The sequence below is a fragment of the Kitasatospora sp. NPDC058063 genome (assembly GCF_042885395.1).
Classification (GTDB): domain Bacteria; phylum Actinomycetota; class Actinomycetes; order Streptomycetales; family Streptomycetaceae; genus Kitasatospora; species Kitasatospora lactacystinica.
Map to the genome: position 1 here is coordinate 216,960 of NZ_JBHVSD010000001.1, position 20,249 is coordinate 237,208.

15 protein-coding genes and 1 tRNA gene are annotated in these 20,249 nt (G+C 72.8%); 9 read left to right on the top strand and 7 right to left on the bottom strand.

Features of this window, described 5'->3' with window-relative positions; genetic code table 11:
- Window positions 1–263: 263 nt before the first annotated feature.
- Window positions 264–3,044 (top strand): SpoIIE family protein phosphatase, encoded by a 2,781-nt coding sequence (locus ACFVUY_RS01070; RefSeq protein WP_387726555.1) that lies wholly within the window; start codon window positions 264–266, stop codon window positions 3,042–3,044.
- An 81-nt stretch (window positions 3,045–3,125) separates the two neighbouring features.
- Here the strand turns inward: ACFVUY_RS01070 and ACFVUY_RS01075 are convergent, their stop codons facing one another.
- Window positions 3,126–3,818 (bottom strand): hypothetical protein, encoded by a 693-nt coding sequence (locus ACFVUY_RS01075; protein ID WP_387691250.1) that lies wholly within the window; start codon window positions 3,816–3,818, stop codon window positions 3,126–3,128.
- Between the two features lie 275 nt (window positions 3,819–4,093).
- Window positions 4,094–5,923 (bottom strand): phosphatidylglycerol lysyltransferase domain-containing protein, encoded by a 1,830-nt coding sequence (locus tag ACFVUY_RS01080; protein ID WP_387691252.1) that lies wholly within the window; start codon window positions 5,921–5,923, stop codon window positions 4,094–4,096.
- Between the two features lie 340 nt (window positions 5,924–6,263).
- On the opposite strand from ACFVUY_RS01080, the gene ACFVUY_RS01085 reads away from it, so the two are divergent.
- Both ACFVUY_RS01085 and ACFVUY_RS01090 read left to right on the top strand, forming a co-directional pair.
- On the top strand, window positions 6,264–6,914 hold the full coding sequence (locus ACFVUY_RS01085) for a response regulator transcription factor (protein WP_359912234.1): 651 nt from the start codon (window positions 6,264–6,266) through the stop codon (window positions 6,912–6,914).
- Window positions 6,911–8,056 carry a sensor histidine kinase gene (locus tag ACFVUY_RS01090; RefSeq protein WP_387691254.1) on the top strand — a complete coding sequence of 382 codons (1,146 nt, stop codon included), beginning with the start codon at window positions 6,911–6,913 and terminating at the stop codon, window positions 8,054–8,056. Before ACFVUY_RS01085 ends, ACFVUY_RS01090 begins: the two co-directional genes overlap by 4 nt.
- A gap of 99 nt (window positions 8,057–8,155) precedes the next feature.
- Here the strand turns inward: ACFVUY_RS01090 and ACFVUY_RS01095 are convergent.
- Window positions 8,156–8,239 (bottom strand) — tRNA-Leu (locus tag ACFVUY_RS01095).
- A gap of 422 nt (window positions 8,240–8,661) precedes the next feature.
- On the opposite strand from ACFVUY_RS01095, the gene ACFVUY_RS01100 reads away from it, so the two are divergent.
- From ACFVUY_RS01100 to pknB, 6 genes are all read left to right on the top strand, one after another.
- The gene (locus tag ACFVUY_RS01100; RefSeq protein WP_359912199.1) at window positions 8,662–9,528 is read left to right on the top strand and encodes a DUF3662 and FHA domain-containing protein; all 867 of its coding nucleotides are present in this window, start codon (window positions 8,662–8,664) and stop codon (window positions 9,526–9,528) included.
- 46 nt (window positions 9,529–9,574) lie between these two features.
- On the top strand, window positions 9,575–10,129 hold the full coding sequence (locus tag ACFVUY_RS01105; protein WP_387691257.1) for an FHA domain-containing protein: 555 nt from the start codon (window positions 9,575–9,577) through the stop codon (window positions 10,127–10,129).
- A gap of 54 nt (window positions 10,130–10,183) precedes the next feature.
- On the top strand, window positions 10,184–11,800 hold the full coding sequence (locus tag ACFVUY_RS01110; RefSeq protein WP_387691259.1) for a PP2C family protein-serine/threonine phosphatase: 1,617 nt from the start codon (window positions 10,184–10,186) through the stop codon (window positions 11,798–11,800).
- 157 nt (window positions 11,801–11,957) lie between these two features.
- Window positions 11,958–13,337 (top strand): FtsW/RodA/SpoVE family cell cycle protein, encoded by a 1,380-nt coding sequence (locus ACFVUY_RS01115; protein WP_359912237.1) that lies wholly within the window; start codon window positions 11,958–11,960, stop codon window positions 13,335–13,337.
- Window positions 13,334–14,791 (top strand): peptidoglycan D,D-transpeptidase FtsI family protein, encoded by a 1,458-nt coding sequence (locus tag ACFVUY_RS01120; RefSeq protein WP_387691261.1) that lies wholly within the window; start codon window positions 13,334–13,336, stop codon window positions 14,789–14,791. The genes ACFVUY_RS01115 and ACFVUY_RS01120 overlap by 4 nt, the downstream gene beginning before the upstream one ends.
- Before the next feature lie 260 nt (window positions 14,792–15,051).
- Window positions 15,052–17,166 (top strand): Stk1 family PASTA domain-containing Ser/Thr kinase, encoded by a 2,115-nt coding sequence (gene pknB, locus ACFVUY_RS01125; RefSeq protein ID WP_387726558.1) that lies wholly within the window; start codon window positions 15,052–15,054, stop codon window positions 17,164–17,166.
- Between the two features lie 173 nt (window positions 17,167–17,339).
- On the opposite strand, the gene ACFVUY_RS01130 is transcribed toward pknB, so the two are convergent.
- Genes ACFVUY_RS01130 through ACFVUY_RS01145 form a run of 4 tightly spaced genes read right to left on the bottom strand, consistent with a single transcriptional unit; the run spans window position 17,340 to window position 20,205 of the window.
- On the bottom strand, window positions 17,340–18,173 hold the full coding sequence (locus ACFVUY_RS01130) for a class E sortase (RefSeq protein WP_387726561.1): 834 nt from the start codon (window positions 18,171–18,173) through the stop codon (window positions 17,340–17,342).
- A 37-nt stretch (window positions 18,174–18,210) separates the two neighbouring features.
- The gene (locus ACFVUY_RS01135; RefSeq protein ID WP_387691267.1) at window positions 18,211–19,302 is read right to left on the bottom strand and encodes a class E sortase; all 1,092 of its coding nucleotides are present in this window, start codon (window positions 19,300–19,302) and stop codon (window positions 18,211–18,213) included.
- Between the two features lie 5 nt (window positions 19,303–19,307).
- Entirely contained in the window at window positions 19,308–19,970 is a 663-nt protein-coding gene (locus ACFVUY_RS01140) for an aminodeoxychorismate/anthranilate synthase component II (RefSeq protein WP_359912219.1), read from the bottom strand.
- Between the two features lie 55 nt (window positions 19,971–20,025).
- Entirely contained in the window at window positions 20,026–20,205 is a 180-nt protein-coding gene (locus tag ACFVUY_RS01145; protein WP_049656795.1) for a hypothetical protein, read from the bottom strand.
- Window positions 20,206–20,249 lie beyond the last annotated feature (44 nt).

A 20,249-nucleotide genomic window follows, 5' to 3' on the forward strand; every position in this document is an offset into this window, starting at 1 on the left:
CGTCCGGCCGGCTGCGTCCTGCGGACCACCCGTACGGGCGGTCCGGCCTGCCACCCTACCGCCGTGGTCGCGGGCCCCGTCCGGGTGAACCGGAGGCACGAACCGGCGTGCGGCACACGACACGCAACCGATCCTGAGGAATCTCCCCGTTTCGGTGTCGAGCCCGGCCCGGTCCGTGCTTCGCTGGTATCCGCACAGCGTGCCTTCCTCCGGAGCGACGGCCGCCCCCGGGCGCGGCGGCCAGGCGGGAGCAGAGCGAATCCATGGTGGCCGAGTCCAACTCCACACCGCGGCCGGCGGGCGACGGAACCGCGCCGGGCGACCACCCGACGGGTGTGGCCGCCCTGGTCCGGCTCGTCCCCGTCCTGGTCGACCGGTCCGGCCGGATCGCCCAGTGGGGCCGGGCCGCCGAGGAACTCTTCGGCCACCGCGCCGAGGTCGCCCACGACCGCCCGGCCTCCGGCCTGCTGCCCGCCCTGGAACCCCGGGCGCGCGAACGCTGCTCCGTCCGCCGCCCCTGCGACGCGTTCGACACCCTCGCCGAGCGGACCACCGACGGCCGCCCCTGGGCCGGCCGGCTGACCGTCACCGACCGCGAGGAGCACCAGCGCGACGTGCTCTGGTGGGCCTACCCGCTGCCCGGCCCGGCCGGCGGACTGCTGGCGCTGGCCGCCGACGCCCGCCCGCTGCGCTCCACCGGGCCGCGGCTCGCGCTCGGCGAGCGGCTGCTCCCCTTCGCCGCCGCGCCCGGCGCCCGGGGCGGCTTCCACACCCTGACCGCGGCGCTCACCCCGGCCGCCCGGCCGGTGCCCGAGCCACTGGCCCGGCTGCTGCCCGCCGGCCACCGCGCGGCGCTGCTGGCCGCGCTGGACCGGGGCGGACTGCCCGCCCTGCGGCTGGACCCGGCCACCGTGCTGCCGGTGCTGCCCGCCGACGCGCAGACCGGTACGGCGCACGCGGCCGCCGGCCTCGGCCGCCGCTACCCGACGCCCCAGCAGCGCGCCGCCCGGGTCGGCCCGCCGCCGCAGCCCGAACAGGGCGCGCCCGGCCGCCGGCCGCCCGGCCCGCTGCCCGTCCAGCGCGAGGCCGCCGAACGCCCCGCCGCCCCGGCCGCCGTCCCCTCCGCCGTCCGGCCGGTGGCCGCCGTCGCGGGCGCCGCGGCGGGCGGCGGCACGCCCGTCCCTCCCCCCGCCGCCGGCCGGGAGGCACCCCCGCCCACCGCAGGAGCCCCCGCCATCGAGCACACCGCCGTCGAACCTCCCGCCAACGGCCACCCGTTGCCGCACCCCGGCCAGGCCCCGCCCGCCACCGTCCCGGTCCCCGCGCCCGCGGCCGGGGAGGGCCCGCCCGCCGGACGGCTCGGCCCCTTCCTCACCAACGGGCAGGCCGGCGAACAGCTGGCCCTGCTGAACGAGGTCGGCGGCAAGGTCGGCACCACGCTGGACCTCGGCTTCACCGCCCACGAGCTGTGCCAGGTGCTGGTCCCCCGGATCGCCGACTTCGCCTGCGTGGACCTGGTGGACGGGCTGATCTCGGACTCCGAGCTGCCCGCCGCCCGCCCGGACGACGACACCATGCTGCGCCGGGTCGCCCTGGTCTACAACGAGACCGGCGGCGCCTGGGACCACGTGCTCTCCGAGGGCTCGCTGGTCAGCATGCCCCGCCGCACCCCGCCCGGGATGGCCCTGCAGCTGAACCAGCCGGTGCTGGTCCCGGTGGTCAGCCCGGACGTGGCGGTCGACTACGCGATCGCGCTCGGCGGCGCCCAGTTGGCCCCGGTGGTCACCGGCCGCTCGATGCTGGTCGTCCCGCTCTCCGCCCGCGGCACCGTGCTCGGCATCCTCAAGCTGCTGCGGCTGCCGGACCGCGCCCCCTTCGACGAGGGCGACGCCGCGACCTTCAAGGAGCTGGCCGCCCGCGCCGCGCTGTCGCTGGACAACGCCCGGCTGCACCGCGCCGAGGCGCGGGTCGCCACCACCCTGCAGCGCTCGATGATCCCGACCCGCCCGCCGCAGATCCCCGGCGTGCAGATCGCCCACCGCTACCTGCCCGGCGATCCCAAGGCCGAGGTCGGCGGCGACTGGTTCGACGCGATCCAGCTGCCCGGCAGCCGGGTCGCCCTGGTGGTCGGCGACGTGATGGGCCACGGCCTGCACTCGGCGGCCGCGATGGGCCGCTTCCGCACCGCCATGCAGACCCTCGCCGCCCTGGACCTGCCGCCCGGCCAGCTGCTGCGCCACCTGGACAACCTGGCCCACAAGCTCGGCGACGACCACCTCGCGACCTGCCTGTACGCGGTCTACGACCCGATCAACCGGACCTGCGAGCTGGCCAGCGCCGGCCACGTCCCGCCGGTCCTGGTGCACCCGGACGGCAGCGGCGAGCTGCTGGAGATCCCGGCCGGCGCGCCGATCGGCGTCGGCGGGGTGCCGTTCGTCGCCAAGACCATCGACGTCTCGGACGGCTCGATGCTGGTGCTCTGCACCGACGGCCTGGTCGAGGTCCGGGGCGGGGACATAGGGGCCGGCCTGGCCGCGCTCTGCGGCAACCTGATCGACCCCCGGCAGAGCCCCGAGCAGGCCTGCGACGAGGTGCTGCGACGGCTGCACTCGGACGACCGCAAGGACGACGTCGCCCTGCTGGTGGCCCGCTTCGACGGGGTCGCCCCGTCCGAGGTGGCCACCTGGGACCTCACCGTGGACCACCGCGAGGTCGGCCGGGCCCGCTCGCTGGTGCGCGAGCAACTGGCCGGCTGGCACCTGGAGGCGCTCAGCGACACCACCGAACTGCTGGTCAGCGAACTGGTGACGAACGCCGTCCGGGTCGCCCGGGACACCGTGAAGCTCCAGCTGATCCGGGTGGACAAACTGCTCGTCGAGGTCAGCGACGACAACCACAACCTGCCCTCGCTGGAGCCGGCCGAGCAGCTCGGCGAGACCGGTCGCGGCCTCACCCTGGTCACCAAGCTCGCCGAACGCTGGGGCACCGCCCGCAAGGCGGTGGGCAAGGTCGTCTGGTTCGAGCTCCCGCTCCCGCACGCCTGACGGCCGCGCCGACGGCCGCCGGACGCCGAACGGCCGCGTACGGGCACCCGTACGCGGCCGGTGGAACGTCGTCGGCACCCGTCAGGGGATGACGGCGCCCGCCGAGCGGCGCCGCCGGGCCTCCACCGCGACCTCCCGCGAGGCGGCCGCGGCCACCGAGGCGGCGGCGCCGACCCCGGCCAGCACCCTCGGCCAGAAGTCCCCGAAGACCTCGACCGAGACGGCGATCAGCAGCGCGGTGATCACCGCGACCACGTGCTCCAGGCCGGCCAGGTTCGGCAGCACCACCGCCTCGCCGATCATCACCGCCACCACCAGGCCGCCGGTGAACCAGGCCCGGCAGCGGAACGCGATGCAGATCGCCAGCGCCACCACCGCGGCCGAGGGCCCGGTGTCCCGCACGTAGGCGACCCACTTCGGGAAGCCGAACAGGTGGTGCGGCCCGATCGCCACGCCGACCCGGGCGAACAGCGTGCCCGCCAGGGTGCAGGTGTAGGCGACCACCAGGGTCATCCGCCGGCCGAGCACGATCTCGGCGATCGCGAAGACCACGAAGACCTGGGCCAGCGCCCCCCAGACCGGAAGGTCCAGCGCCGGCACGTACAGCGAGAGCGGGGTCCGCAGCAGCGAGACGTCCAGCGGCAGCGCCGCCCGCACCACCCCGATGTTGTTGACGAAACGCTCTCCGCCCGGCAGGTGCTGGACGATGCTGAACAGCAGGATCAGAAACGTCGCGACGGTGGCCAGCGGAACGGCGGCGAACTTCTTTCGCACCACCGCGTCCCGGACCGTCGCGAACAACGTTCCCCACTCGGCGACAGCGGCCGATCCGGCGATTGCCAGCGGCCCCTTTCGCACGCCCCCCGCGTGGGTCCTGTGAATCACAGCTTTCTCCGAATCCCCGAACTCTCGACTACTCCAACATTAGAAGCCTCTTAACAAAGCCACATCGGCACAGATGTGGAGCGGGGTCATCCTCTGGGGGGAGGCAATCCCCCCATCGGCCCCCCATTTCGACCGACCGGCCCCCTCCGCCCCCCGACGGAGGGCTACCCCTTCCCGTCCCGGGCCGCGACCGGGAGCCGGGGCGCCACCACGGCGGCCCGGGCGTGCCGGCGGCGGAACAGGGCGGGCAGGCTCGGCGCGACGATGAAACCCTCGGCGCGCGCGCTCGCGATGCCGATCCGCGGAATCTCGCTGCTCTTCTCGAAGAGCAGGTAGCGCGGTTCCCAGATCGGCCGGTACTTGGCATTGGCGCGGTACAGCGACTCGATCTGCCACCAGCGCGAGAAGAATCCCAGGACCGAACGCCACAGCCGCAGCACCGGGCCGGCGCCGAGGCGCGAACCGCGTTCGAAGACCGAGCGGAACATCGCGAAGTTCAGCGAGACCCGCTTCAGCCCGACCTCCTCGGCGCGCTGCAGCAGCTCGATGACCATGAACTCCATCAGGCCGTTCTCGGTGTCCCGGGCCCGGCGCATCAGGTCCAGCGAGAGCCCGTCCGGGCCCCACGGCACGAAGCTGAGCAGCGCCTTGAGCTCGCCCTCGCCGTCGTGGCACTCCAGCATCACGCAGCGGCCGTCGCCCGGGTCCCCGAGCCGGCCGAGGGCCATCGAGAAGCCGCGCTCGGTGGCCCCGTCGCGCCACTCGTCGGCCTTGGCCACCAGCTCGGCCATCTCCTCCTCCGAGATGTCCTCGTGGCGGCGGATCCGCACCGTGTACCCGGCCCGCTTGACCCGGTTGTAGGCCTGCCGGACCACCCGCATCGCGCGGCCGTCCAGCGAGAACTCGTCCAGCTCGACGATCGCCTCGTCGCCCAGCTCCAGCGCGTCCAGCCCGTGCCGGGCGTAGATCACCCCGGCCTCCTCGGAGGCGCCCATCACGGCCGGCGCCCAGGCGTGCTCACGGGCCTCGGACAGCCAGGCGTCGATCGCGCCCGGCCAGGCCTCCGGGTCGCCGATCGGGTCGCCCGAGGCGAGCGAGACGCCGCCGATCACCCGGTAGGTGACCGCCGCCTTGCCGCTGGGGGAGAAGACCACCGCCTTGTCCCGGCGCAGCGCGAAGTAGCCGAGCGAGTCCCGCTCGCCCTGCTTGTCCAGCAGACCGCGCAGCTGCGCCTCGTCCTCGGCGGTGAGCAGTTCCTTGCCGCGCGGGCTGCGGAAGGCCACGTACAGCACCAGCAGGAAGAGCACCGCGCCCATCGCGTTGATCGCGGCGTTCACCCAGGTCGGCGCGGCGATCACCGAGCGCAGGTGCTCGGACGGGGTGATCGTGATCATCCGGCCGACCGAGTAGCGGAACAGGTCCCAGAAGCCGGCGCCGGACAGCTCGTTGGTCAGCCAGACCAGCAGCGCGCCCACCCCGCCGCCGAACGCCAGCCCGGCGACGAAGGTGGCCGCCGCGGTCTTCGGGTTGGAGCTGTCGCCCTTGGACGTGAACTCCTTGCGCCCGATCAGCAGCGCCAGCACGAACAGGCAGGTCAGGACGGTGGAGATGTAGTTGAGCGGGTGGGAGTCGAAGCGCTCGTCCGGCACCAGCATGGCCGCCAGGTACAGCAGCGCGAACATCCCGCCGAGCGCCGTGTTGAAGATCCACGCGGCCCGCTTGCGCCGCCGCATCGCGATCGCGAGGAACACCGACAGCACCGCGCTGGCCAGGCCCGCGGTCATCAGGTACGGGGTGAAGTACTCGCCCTCGTTGTGCTCGTAGACCTGGTCGCGGAAGGGCACCAGGAGCACCGTCGCCACGTTCAGCAGCGCGATCAGCCGCAGGTACCAGACGGAGGCCGCGGCGGCCCTCGGACGCCAGCGGTTCAGCACGTCGCCGGGCCGGGGTCCGTGGGACGTGGCGGACGGCTCCGACTTCACAGTGGACGACACAGCTCAATTCCAAACGATCAGATGGTGGGGCGCATCCGCAAACGGCCCGGCGTCGGGCGCCCGCTCGGGCCCGACGGACTGACCGGCGACCTCACCCGGCCGACCGCCCGATTGGAGGATGCGGCCGGAAAAGGGTCAGCCAACTCCATGTTTCCCCACCGAACCTGAGAATTGCGTGAACCGGGTAGCGGATTCCCACCCCCGCCGAACGGCGGGGGTGATCAGCCCCCGGCGTTCGGCACCCCACTCGCACAACCCCTACTCTCGAAACGACCCACGCGGACCGCCCCGACCCGGCCGCCCGAACCGAGGAGGCACCATCACCACCACCCGCGTGCTGATCGTCGACGACGAGATCCTGGTCCGCTCCGGCCTGGGCCTGATCGTCGGCTCCGCCGACGACCTGGAGGTGGTCGGCGACTGCTCCGGCGGACAGGCCGAGGAACACGTCCAGCGGCTTCGCCCGCACGTGGTGCTGCTCGACATCCGGATGCCCGACCTCGACGGCATCTCGGTGCTGCGCCGCCTGCGCGCCCTGCCCGAACCGCCCGCCGTGGCGATGCTCACCACCTTCGACACCGACGAGTACATCGGCACCGCGCTGCGGGCCGGCGCGGCCGGGTTCCTGCTCAAGGACACCGCCCCCGAGCAGCTGGTGCACGCCGTCCGGGTGCTCGCGGCCGGCGGCAACATCCTCTCCCCGACCGTCACCCGCACCGTGATCGGCGGCTACGTGGACGGCGGCGGCCCGGACGCCGAGGCCACCGCGCTCGCCCGCACCCTCACCGGCCGCGAGCTCGACGTGCTCGCGCTGCTCGGCGAGGGCCTGTCCAACGCCGAGATCGCCGACCGGCTCTTCCTCGGCACCGGCACGGTCAAGGACCACATCAGCGCGATCCTCGGCAAGCTCGGCGCCGCCAACCGGGTCCAGGCCGCCGTCCTGGCCCACCGGGCCGGGCTGGTCCGGCCCAAGCCCGGCGACGGGGCATGACGACCGCCGACCAACTGCCGTCCAGACGGCTGCCGGCCTGGTGCACCGCCCCCTGGCTGATGCTGCTGCTGCCCGTCCTCTACTCCCTGCTGGACGCCGCCCTGGTGGCCCGGGAGGCCGCCTGGTGGCAGGTGGCGCTGTCCACGCTGGCCGCCGTCGCCCTGTTCTGGCGCCGGCGCTTCCCGGTGACCGTGCTGCTGCTCACCATGCCGGGCAGCTTCGTGGACGAGATCTGGCTGGCCCCGATCACGGCCGTCTACTCGGTGGCCGCCGAGCGCCCCCGCCCCCGGATCGTGATCCCCTGCGGCGTCCTGTTCGCCCTGGTCGAGTTCTTCCACTGGCCGCTGCCCGAGGGCGTCCTCGACCTCAGCCGCGCCACCGCGCTGGACGCCATCCAGGCCGTGATGCTGGCGGCCGGCCCGGCCGCCACCGGTCTGCTCGCCCGCACCCGGCGGGAGCTGGCCGCCCGCCTGGACGAGCTGACCCGCGGCCAGGAGCGGGAGAGCCGGCTGCTGGCCGAGCGGGTGCTGATCAGCGAGCGCGGCCGGCTGGCCCGGGAGATGCACGACGTGGTCTCGCACCAGGTCAGCCTGATCAGCATCCAGGCCGGAGCGCTCCAGGTGAGCAGCCCCGACCCGGCGGCCGTGACCGCCGCCCGCACCATCCGCGAGCTGTCCGTGCGGACCCTGGACGAGCTGCGCCAGATGGTCGGGGTACTACGCGGCACCGGCGGGCTGCCGGACGCCCCACTCGCCCCGCAGCCCCGGCTGGCCGACCTGCCCCGGCTGATCGAGGAGAGCGGCCTGACCGCCGACTCCGAGCTGGTCCCCGGCGACCGACCATGGCCGGAGGCGGTCGAACGGGCCGCCTACCGCACCGTCCAGGAGGCGCTCACCAACATCACCAAGTACGCCCCGGAGGCGGCGGTGCACGTGCGGGTCCGGGCGAAGGGCCGCCGGCTGCGGGTCGAGGTCCGCAACGACGCGCCGCCGGTGCACCCCACCGAGACGCTGCCGGGTGGCGGCCACGGTCTCGTCGGCCTGCGCGAGCGCGCCCAGCTGCTGGGCGGCACCCTCACCGCCGGACCGACCCCGGACGGCGGCTTCGAGGTCCGCGCCGAACTCCCGGCCAACCGCGGCTGATCCGCCCCGGCCCGGCGGAGGCACCGGTGCCGGCCGCCGTCGGGGAGGGGCAGACGACAAAAAAGCCCCGCAGATCCGTAGATCTGCGGGGCTTCGCTGTGCGCGAGGGGGGAGTTGAACCCCCACGCCCTTTCGGGCACTGGAACCTGAATCCAGCGCGTCTGCCTATTCCGCCACCCGCGCATGGGTGTTGTCCTCGTTGCCGACCGATCTTCCGGGGTGCTCGGTACCATCGGTACTTCGCACTTCCTTGGACCGGCCTCCCTTTCGGGCGGCCCTTCCGACATGGAAAACATTAGCACGACCTGGGGGGCTGCTCCGAATCCGTTGTCCGGAGACCCCGGCGACACTCGAACCCATGCCCGACGAACGCCCGTACGACTTCCGGAAGGGCGATCCGGCGGGCGCACCTGGCGTGCCGTACCCGAAATGCGTCACCCTGTGTGTCCGAGCCCACCCCCGGGCACCACACGGTCCGGGAACCGTACGGAAGGGCCCGGCGTGGATACGATCAGTACGGAAGTACCGCAAGTAGGAGGCGCGACCGGGTCCCGGGCGGGATCCGGCCGGCAGGCAGGCGAACGAACCCTGGAAGGGGGTGCCCCATGGGAGTGCTGAAGAAGTTCGAGCAGCGGCTCGAGGGTCTCGTCAATGGCACCTTCGCCAAGGTGTTCAAGTCCGAGGTCCAGCCCGTGGAGATCGCCGGAGCGCTGCAGCGCGAGTGCGACAACAACGCGAGCATCTGGAACCGCGACCGCACCGTCGTGCCGAACGACTTCATCGTCGAGCTGAGCCCGCACGACCACGAGCGGCTCAGCCCCTACTCCGGGCAGCTCGGCACCGAGCTGGCCGGCATGGTCCGCGAGTACGCGGAGGCCCAGCGGTACACGTTCATGGGTCCGCTCCAGGTGAACCTGGAGAAGGCCGACGACCTGGACACCGGGCTGTACCGGGTGCGCAGCCGCACCCTCGCGGCCGAGGAGCCCCCGCAGCAGCAGTACGCGCCGCCGCAGCCGGGCTACGACCGTCCGCCGGCCGCTCCCGCCCCCGGCGCACCGTGGCAGCAGCCCGGCGCCGGCCAGTACAGCGCGCCCCCGCCGCCGGCCGCGCCCCCCGCGATGCCCCCCGGCCCGCCCGCGCCCGCCGGCGGCAACGTCCGGGCCTTCCCCGGCGCGGGCCACGGCGGCGCCGGGATGCGCCGCTGGGTCGAGGTGAACGGCGCCCGGCACCAGATCACCGGCTCGGCCTGCGTGCTCGGCCGGTCGACCGAGGCGGACGTGCGGATCGACGACCCCGGGGTCTCCCGCAAGCACGCCGAGATCCGGCCCGGCACGCCCTCGATGGTGCTCGACCTGGGGTCCACCAACGGCATCGTGGTGGACGGACAGCACACCCAGCGCGCTACGCTCCGCGACGGCTCTCGAATCGTCGTGGGCTCCACCACCATCGTCTACCGGCAGGTCGAAGGGTAGTGTCCGAATTGTTCGCGCGCCTCGCTCACCGACTGGCGGGACGGCCATGTCAGAACTGACCCTCACGGTCATGCGGCTGGGCTTCCTGGCCGTGCTGTGGCTGTTCGTCATCGTCGCGATCCAGGTGATCCGCAGCGACCTGTTCGGCACCAAGGTGAACCCGCGGTCCTCCCGTCGCGGCACGAACACCACGGCCGCCGGCGGCGCCGCCACCGCGACCGCCGCCACCGTCGCGCGTGCCGCGGCACCGGCCCAGGCCGGCCCCGCGGCGGGCCAGACCCAGGGCGGCGGGGGGCGCCGTCGCGGCGGCCCGACCCAGCTCGTCGTGGTGCAGGGCTCGCTGGCCGGCACCACGGTGGCGCTCCAGGGCCAGACCATCACGCTCGGCCGCGCGCACGACTCCACCATCGTGCTGGACGACGACTACGCGTCCTCCCGGCATGCCAGGATCTATCCGGATCAGACTGGGCAGTGGACGGTCGAGGATCTAGGCTCCACCAACGGCACCTATCTGGACCGGCAGCGCCTGACCGCGCCCACCCCGCTCCAGCCGGGCATGCCGATCCGTATCGGCAGGACCGTCATCGAACTGCGGAAGTAGTTGGCGCATGAGGGACAGCATCCCGTCCATGACCCAGAGGGGGGCACAGGTCGCATGACCCTGGTGCTGCGCTTCGCCGCCGGCTCCCACAAGGGACTGATCCGGGAGGGGAACGAGGACTCCGGCTACGCCGGGCCGCGGCTGCTGGCCGTGGCCGACGGCATGGGCGGTGCCGCGGCCGGCGAGGTCGCGTCCTCCGAGGTGCTCGGCTCGATCGTCCGGCTGGACGAGGACGTGCCGGGCGCCGACCTGCTGACCCTGCTGGGCGACGCCGTCCAGGGCGCCAACGACCGGCTCCGGCTGATGGTCGAGGAGGACCCGCAGCTGGAGGGCATGGGCTGCACCCTGACCGCCATGCTGTGGACGGGTCAGCGGATGGGCCTGGTGCACGTCGGCGACTCCCGCGCCTACCTGCTGCGCGACGGCTCCCTGGTGCAGATCACCCAGGACCACACCTGGGTGCAGCGCCTGGTCGACGAGGGCCGGATCACGCCCGAGGAGGCCGAGACCCACCCGCAGCGCTCGCTGCTGATGCGGGCGCTGGACGGCCGCGGCCAGGTCGAGCCCGACCTGTCGATCCGCGAGGTCCGGGCCGGCGACCGCTACCTGATCTGCTCCGACGGCCTCTCCGGCCCGGTCAGCCACCAGACCCTCCAGGACACCCTCGGCAGCTACTACTCGCCCGAGCAGACCGTGCAGGAGCTGATCCAGCTCGCGCTGCGCGGCGGCGGTCCGGACAACATCACCTGCATCGTGGCGGACGTCATCGACGTCGGCGCCACGGACACCATGAGCGGCCAGTTCAACGACGTCCCGGTGGTGGTCGGCGCGGTCGCCGACGCCCCGCCGTCCTCGGCCGCCGCCGACCGCTCGATCGCGGACACCCCGGCCGGCCGCGCCGCCGGCCTCGGCCGCGGCCCGCAGGGCGCCTTCGGCCCGGCCGAGGGCTACCAGGAGGGCTACGGCGCCGCGCACGGCGGCTTCGGCCCCGCCGAGGGGTACGAGGGCGAGTACGGCTCCGGCGAGCCCTCGGTGTACGGCACCGAGGACTTCGACGAGGACCGGCCCGCGAAGCGCAAGCGCAAGGGCCTGACCGTCTCGCTGGCCGTCCTGGTCACGCTCGGCCTGCTCGGCGGCGCCGGCTGGTTCGGCTACCGGTGGACCCAGGACCAGTACTACGTCGGCACCCAGGACGACCACGTCGCGATCTACCAGGGCATCAACCAGAACCTGGCCGGTCTGAGCCTGTCCTCGGTGCACTCCTCGTACAGCAAGATCCAGCTGAAGTGGCTGCCCGAGGACCAGCAGGTCCACGTGAAGAAGACCATCTCGGTCGGCAGCATGAAGGACGCCCAGTCCACGGTCAACGAGCTCGACGGCTGGGTCCAGCTCTGCCAGCGGGCGGCGAGGGCGACCGCCCCGGCCGCACCGCCGGCCACCCAGGCGGCGCAGGCCGCCTACCTGGCCACCACGCCCACCCCGACCGAGAAGAACCGCGGCCCGGCCGCGGCGACACCGACCACCTCGCCCTCGGGCACGCCTGCGCCGACCGCTCCGGGGGCACCCGCCCCGGCGCCGAGCACCACCCCTCCGGTGGCCGGCGCGCAGGGCGACCAGGCTCCGCTGACCGATGACGAACTCAGCCGGGCCAACTCCTGCCCGAAGCAGTGACGTCCGTGATCCGACATAGGTCCGCCCCGAGCGGGCTTGCCGGCCGTCAGGGAGCGGTCACCACGTGAGCAGCTACGACCTGAGCGAAGAAACCACCCGGTCCGGCCGGCGCCGGGCGGCTGAACGTGCCGTCCCCCGCCGCCGGGGCAACACCACGATCTCCCCGCAGGAGACGCCCAACCGGCGCAACACCGAGCTGGCCCTGCTGGTCTTCGCGGTGCTGGTGCCGGTCCTCGCGTACGCCAACGTCGGCCTCGCGATGGACGGCAAGCTGCCCACCGGCATGCTCGGCTACGGGCTCGGCATGGGCGCCCTGGCGGTGGTCGCGCACCTGCTGGTGCGCCGCTTCGCGCCGTACGCGGACCCGCTGATGCTGCCGATCGCCACCCTGCTGAACGGGCTCGGGGTGGTGATGATCTGGCGGCTCGACAAGGCGGGCAAGCTGCTCCGGGGCAACTACCCGGCGGCCGAGAACCAGCTGATGTGGTCGGCCCTCGGGATCGCCGGCTTCATCGGGGTGATGGTGCTGCTGAAGGACCACCGGGTGCTGCAGCGCTACACCTACATCTCGATGGTGGTGGCCCTGGTCCTGCTCGCCGCGCCGGCCTTCTTCCCGTCCCGGGCGGAGGACTTCGGCGCCAAGATCTGGATCCGGATGGGCAGCTTCTCCATCCAGCCGGGCGAGTTCGCCAAGATCGTCCTGACGGTGTTCTTCGCCGGCTACCTGATGGTCAAGCGGGACGCCCTGGCACTGGCCAGCCGCCGGTTCATGGGCCTGTACCTGCCGCGCGGCCGCGACCTCGGCCCGATCGTCGTGATCTGGCTGCTCAGCCTGCTGATCCTGATCTTCGAGAACGACCTGGGCACGTCCTTCCTGTTCTTCGGCCTGTTCGTGGTGATGCTCTACGTCGCCACCGAGCGGACCAGCTGGATCCTGTTCGGCCTGCTGATGTCGGTCGGCGGCGCGGTCGCGGTCGCCTCGACCGCCAGCCACGTGAAGGTCCGCATCGACGCCTGGCTCGACCCGATGGCCGCCTTCAGCGCGAACCCGCCGAAGGGCGCCACCGAGCAGATCGGCCAGTCGCTGATGGCGCTCGGCTCGGGCGGGGTCACCGGCTCCGGCCTCGGCCAGGGCCGCTCCTGGCTGATCGCCTTCGCGGCCAAGAGCGACTTCATCCTGGGCTCCTTCGGCGAGGAGCTCGGACTGACCGGCCTGATGGCGATCTTCCTGCTGTACGCGCTGCTGGTGCAGCGCGGCCTGCGCACCGCGCTCGCCGCCCGCGACCCGTTCGGCAAGCTGTTCGCCGTCGGCCTCTCCTCGGCGATGGCGATCCAGGTGTTCGTCGTGGCCGGCGGTGTCACCGGGCTGATCCCGCTCACCGGTATGACCATGCCGTTCCTCGCCCAGGGCGGTTCGTCCGTGGTCGCCAACTGGGCGCTGGTCGCGATCCTGCTGAAGATCAGCGACAGCGCCCGCCGGCCCGGGGCCGAACCGGCCCCGGCCGCCACCGAGGGCCAGGGAGGACCCGCCCGATGAACAAGCCGATCCGCCGGGTCTCGATCTTCTGCCTCGTCCTGATCCTGGCCCTGATGGTGCGCACCAACTGGGTGCAGGGCGTCCAGGCCGACTCCTGGGCCACCAACAAGAACAACAAGCGCCAGCTGTACGACCGCTACGCCCACCCGCGCGGCAACATCATCGTCAGCGGCCAGCCGGTCACGAAGTCGGACTTCGTCGACGGCCTGCGCTACAAGTACAAGCGCTCCTGGGTCGACGGCCCGATGTACGCCCCGGTGACCGGCTACTCCTCCCAGGCCTACGGCTCCAACCAGCTGGAGAACCTGGAGGACGGCATCCTCTCCGGGACGGACGACCGGCTGTTCTTCCGCAACACCCTGGACATGCTGACCGGCGAGCAGAAGCGCGGCGGCGACGTCGTCACCACCATCAACGCCAAGGTCCAGAAGGCGGCCTTCGACGCCATGGGCAACAAGAAGGGCGCGGTGGTCGCCCTCGACCCGAAGACCGGCGCGATCCTCGGGCTGGTCTCCACCCCGTCCTACGACCCCGGCACCTTCGCCGGCGGCGAGGCGGCCGACACCAAGGCGTGGACGGACCTCAACGCGGACCCGAACAAGCCGATGCTCAACCGGGCGCTGAAGGAGACCTATCCGCCCGGCTCGACCTTCAAGCTGGTCACCGCGACCGCGGCGTTCGAGAACGGCCGCTACCAGAGCATCGACGACGCCACGGACACGCCCGAGCCGTACATCCTGCCGAACACCACCACCCAGCTGAAGAACGAGAGCCCGAACGAGCGCTGCGAGAACGCGACCGTCAAGTCCGGGATGGACCAGTCCTGCAACACGGTCTTCGCCAAGATGGGCGCGGACCTGGGCAAGGAGCGGATGCGCGCGCAGGCCGAGAAGTTCGGCTTCAACAGCACGATCGACACCCCGGTCCGGTCCGAGAAGAGCGTCTTCCCGGACAGCCCGAGCCTGGACGGCACCGCCCAGGACTCGATCGGCCAGCACGACACCCGGGCCACCCCGCTCCAGATGGCCATGGTCTCCGCCGCCATCGCCAACAACGGCAGCCTGATGCAGCCGTACCTGGTCGACCAGGAGCGCTCGGCCACCCTGACCACCGTCTCCAAGCACACCGAGAAGCAGTTCTCCCAGGCGATGAGCCCGGCCACCGCGCAGAAGATGCAGGACCTGATGGTCTCGGTGGTCGAGAACGGCACCGGCACCAACGCCAAGATCCCCGGCCTCCAGGTCGGCGGCAAGACCGGCACCGCGCAGCACGGCGAGGACAACGCGGGGCTGCCCTTCGCCTGGTTCACCTCGTGGGCCAAGACCGCGGACGGCCAGTCGGTCGCGGTCGCGGTGGTGGTCGAGGACGGTTCCCAGAACCGCGACGGCATCAGCGGCGGCCGGCTCGCGGCCCCGATCGCCAAGGCGGTGATGCAGGCCGCTCTCGGCAAGTAGGAGCGTGGATCCGAGGTGAGGGGAACGTCACGATCGCCGGCCCCGTCCGGATACCGGTCTGATATCGGCCGACGGTTGACTCCGGTCCGGTGCGGTGCGACCGGTAGCGTATCCGCCAGCAGCGGGTGTGCCCGTTGCCGCCCGCGAGGCACCGCACGGCTCGGCCGGAGAACCGGTCGCGGACCGCGCGGCGTCACCCAGAGCGTGCGGGGACACCTACGTCACAACCTCACCGGCGGGTGAGGGAGAGGGTCTGAACTATGGAAGAGCCTCGTCGCCTCGGCGGCAGGTACGAGCTCGGCGGCGTCCTAGGACGCGGCGGCATGGCCGAGGTGTACCTCGCCCATGACACCCGACTCGGCCGCTCCGTCGCAGTGAAGACGCTCCGGGCCGACATGGCCCGGGATCCGTCGTTCCAGGCCCGCTTCCGCCGCGAGGCGCAGTCGGCCGCGTCCCTGAACCATCCCGCGATCGTCGCCGTGTACGACACCGGCGAGGACTACATCGACGGCATCTCCATCCCGTACATCGTGATGGAGTACGTCGAGGGGTCCACGCTGCGCGAGCTGCTGCACTCCGGCCGCCGGCTGCTGCCCGAGCGCGCCCTGGAGATGACCATCGGCATCCTCCAGGCCCTGGAGTACTCGCACCGGGCCGGCATCGTGCACCGCGACATCAAGCCGGCCAACGTGATGCTGACCCGGCAGGGCAACGTCAAGGTCATGGACTTCGGCATCGCCCGTGCGATGGGTGACGCCGGTATGACCATGACGCAGACCTCGGCCGTCATCGGCACCGCCCAGTACCTCTCCCCCGAGCAGGCCAAGGGCGAGCAGGTCGACGCCCGCTCCGACCTCTACTCCACCGGCTGCCTGCTCTACGAGCTGCTGACCGTGCGCCCGCCGTTCGTCGGCGACTCGCCGGTCGCGGTGGCCTACCAGCACGTCCGGGAGGAGCCGCAGCCGCCGTCGGTCTTCGACCCCGAGGTGCGCCCCGAGATCGACGCGATCGTGCTGAAGGCGCTCGCCAAGGACCGCGACTACCGCTACCAGAGCGCCGACGAGATGCGCGACGACATCGAGCGCTTCCTCGACGGCCTCCCGGTCGCCGCCGCCCAGCAGGCCGCGTACGGCATGGGCGCCGCCGGATACGGCTACGACCAGAACGGCTACCCGCAGCAGCACGACCCGTACGGGCAGACCAACGTGCTGCCGCAGCAGCCCGGCGGCGGCCCGACCACCGTCCTGCCGCAGGCCTCCGGGCAGCCCGGCTACGGGCAGCAGGGCGGCTACCAGGACGACGGCTACGGCCAGACCTACGCCGGCGCCTCGGGCGGCGGCAACGACGACGGCTACGGCCGCGGCGGCGGCCGGCGGGGCGAGGACCCGCCGAAGAAGAGCAACACCTCCTGGGTCGTGCTGGCGGTGGCCGCCGTGCTGGTCCTGGTCGGCACCTTCTTCGTCGCCCAGGCGATGTTCGGCGACAAGGGCACCAAGGAGGCCGCGAAGGTCACCGCCCCGAACCTGGTCGGCAAGACCCTGGCCGAGGCCAAGACGGCCGCCGCCGGGGCCGGCCCCAAGCTCGTGGTGACCGAGGGCGACAAGATCGCCTGCCCGGACACCAACGTCAAGAAGGACCAGGTCTGCACCCAGACCCCGACGGCGGGCACCCAGGTCGCGGAGACCTCCACCATCACGGTGCAGGTCTCCTCGGGCCCGGCCAAGGCGCAGGTCCCCGGCGTGGTCGGCAAGCCCAAGGACCAGGCCGTCAAGGCGCTCGCCGACCTCGGCTTCACCAACGTCACCACCGAGTACAAGGACGACGACAACGCCGCGCAGGACACCGTCACCGCCCAGGACCCGGCGGCCAACGCGGCCGTCGACCCGAGCGCCGCGATCAAGCTGACCGTGTCGCAGGGCAAGGCCAAGGTGAACGTGCCGAACGTGGTCGGCGCCCAGAAGGAGGACGCGACGGCCACCCTCCAGGGCCTCGGCTTCCAGGTGGACGCCTCGAAGACCGCGCCGGCCCCCGACCCGAGCAAGGTCAACACTGTCTCCTTCCAGTCGGTCCCGGCCAACACCAAGGCCCCGGCCAACACCAAGATCGCGCTGACCATCTTCAAGGCGCAGGACAAGCCCCAGGTCCCGCCGCTGCAGAACGTCAAGCTGAGCGACGTCGGGCCCCAGCTGCAGAAGCTCGGCCTGACCTACATCGTGGTCAGCGGCCCTTCGGACCCGAACGCGACGGTGCAGCAGACCAACCCGCCGGCCGGCACCGCGGTCGACCCGAACACCCAGATCCAGCTGTACACCAAGGCGGCCGAGCCGCCCAAAGGGGGCGACCCCACCACCACACCCCCCAAAGGGGACCACTAAGCCTCCGGTATTCCCCTGGTTCGGCTGAACCGGGGGACCAGCAGCACGGAGCACGCCCGAGGGCCCGCCGCAACGCTTGCGGCGGGCCCTCGGGCGTTTCCGTACCCGGCCCCGGGGCCCCCACGAGGCCCCGGAAGGTCCCCGGTAGGTCCCGGGGAGCCCCGTGCAGGGCCTCAGGGGCGCCGCAGCTCCGGCGGCGGGGTGCGCTTGGCATCCATGTCGTCCACCCGCACCAGGCTGCCCCAGACGGCCATCCGGTAGCGCGAGGTGTACACCGGCGTGCAGGTGGTCAGGGTGATGTAGCGGCCGGGCCCGGCGTAGCCGGAGCGGGCCGGGACGGGCGCCACGATGCCGGTGTCGTACTTGGACGTCTCCGCCAGGGTGCTGTCGACCTTGTAGACGTACCACTTGTCCTGGGTCTCGACCACGACGGCGTCGCCCCGGTGGACGGCGTCCAGGTCGTGGAACTTGGCGCCGTGGCCGTCCCGGTGGGCCGCCAGCGCGAAGTTGCCCTCCTGGTCCCAGGGCATCGCGGCCTTGTACGGCTGCTCGTACACGCCCGCCACGCCGTCGTCCAGGACCTCGGTGGAGGTGCCCAGCCGGATCAGCACCTGGAAGTCCCTGCCCATCGCCGGGACGTGCAGGAAGCCGACGTCGTCCCCGACCGCGAACTGCTTCGGCGCGGCCGCGGGCGCGGCGCCGGGGGCACCGGACGCGCCGGGGACCGGGGTGGCGCCGGGGGCGGCCGGGGGGCCGGGGTTCGGGCCCGCGGCCCAGCTGCCGCGCAGCCGGTCGGCGGCCTCCGAGGCCGAGCGGTCCGCCTGCACGTTGGTCCACCACAGCGAGTAGGCCACGAACAGGCCGAGCACCAGGCCCAGGGTGATCAACAGCTCGCCGAAGACGCCGAGCGCGGCCAGCGCCCGGTTCCGGCCCCGCCCGGCCCGCGGCTCGGGCGGGGGGAATGCCTCCTGCGCCGGTTCGGCCGACTGCGCGGTCTCGTCCTGCATCTGCGGTGTTCCCCCTCCGGGCCGGGCGGCCGGGCGGCTACCCGCCCGTGATCGCGGCCGGCTTGCCCTGGGCACGCGGCCGTTCCTCGATCATCTTGCCAAAGACGATGAGACGGAACTTGGAGGTGAACTCCGGGGTGCACGTCGTCAGCGTGATGTAGCGGCCGGGACCGGTGTACCCGGCGCCGTTCGGCACCGGCTTGATCACGCTCACGTTGTTCGGGGAGGTCTCCGGGATGCCCCCGGTGACCTCGTAGGTGTAGTACCCGGCGGCGGTCTCCACCACGATCTTGTCGCCCTTGCCGAGCTGGTTGATGTACCGGAACGGCTCGCCGTGGGTGTTGCGGTGGGCCGCCAGCGCGAAGTTGCCCGCCTTGTCGCCCGGCATGCCGGTGCCGCTGTAGTGGCCGACCAGGCCGTTGTCGAGCACCGCCGACTTGGAGGTGCCCTCGGCGATCGGGAACTTCAGCCCCAGCTTGGGCAGGTAGATGATGGCGAAGCCCTTGCCGGGCTCGAACACCTCGGGCTTGTTCGGGTCCGGGGCCGGTTGGCCCGGCTGGACGGGCGGGGCGACCGCGTTGAACTGCTGCTCCAGCTTGTTGCGGGCCCCGTCGGCGGCCTCGTCGGCCTGCACGTTGGTCCACCAGAGCTGGTACGCCACGAAGAGCAGCATCACCACGCCGAGCGTTATGCACAGCTCGCCGACGCCCCGGGCGGCCACCACGAGCAGGGACTCCTTGGGACGCACCCGCCCGGCGGCACGGCCGCCCGCCCGGCGCCGGCCGTTGCCGGAGCGCAGCGAGGTGCGGCCCTGGGCGGCGCGGCGGCGCTCGGCCCGGCCGCCGGTGGGGGCCGGTTCGGCGGCCGGCGCGCCGAGGTCCGGGGGCAGCCGCAGCTGGAGGGTCTGGTCGGGCAGCCAGGGGTACTCGGGTCCGTCCACCAGGGGCTCCTGGGCCTGCTCGTAGACGCCCCAGGCGTCCTCGGGCACGGTCTGCCCCGGGTGCTGCCGGTAGGGCGCACCGCCGGTGCCGTCGTCCTGGCCCGGGTACCCGGGCCCGCCGTACTGCTGCACGGTGCCGTACGGGTCCGCCTCCGGCTGGAAGCGCCGCTCCGGACGCAGCGCGGTCACGCCGGTCAGCCCCGGCCGATCACCGGGGCGAGCCCGGCCGACCGGTCGACCGCCTGCGGGAAGCCGCACTCCGCGAGCCAGTTGGCGAGCATCCGGTGCCCGCCCTCGGTGAGCACCGACTCGGGGTGGAACTGCACGCCCTCGACGGGCAGTTCACGGTGCCTCAGGCCCATGATCACGCCGCTCCCGGTGCGCGCGGTGACCACCAGCTCGGCCGGCACGGTGGCCGGCTCGACCGCGAGCGAGTGGTAGCGGGTCGCGGTCAGCGGCGAGGGCAGGCCCTCGAAGACCCCGCCGTCCTCGTGCTCGACCGGCGAGGTCTTGCCGTGCAGCAGCTCGGGCGCCCGGCCGACCACCGCGCCGTACGCGGCCGCGATCGACTGGAGGCCCAGGCAGACGCCGAACACCGGCAGCCCGATCCGCGCGCAGTGGTGCACCATCTCGATGCAGACCCCGGCCTCCTCGGGAGCGCCGGGCCCGGGAGAGAGCAGCACTCCGTCGAAGCCCTCCTCGCCGGAGCGGCGGACGGCGTGCTCGACGGTCACCTCGTCGTTGCGCACCACCTCGCAGGTGGCGCCGAGCTGGTACAGGTACTGGACCAGGTTGAAGACGAAGCTGTCGTAGTTGTCCACCACCAGGATGCGGGGCGGGGTCGTCCGGGTCGTCATGCGCGCGTGGTCTCCGTGGGGTGCGGTGCGGGAAGGGAGTGCCGGGCCCGCCGGCTCAGCCGGTCGCGGCGCCGTCGCCGCCGTCCACTGTGACGTCGCCGAAGGGGAGCAGCGGTTCCGCCCACGGGAAGACGTAGGTGAAGAGGAGGTAGACGATCCCCAGGACGAGGAGCAGCGAAATGACGGCCCGGACCAGGGTGTTCCCCGGGAGGTGACGCCAGATCCAGCCGTACATGGTGCTCCCTCGACGTAGCGGACTGGGTTAAAGAGTAGACCCGC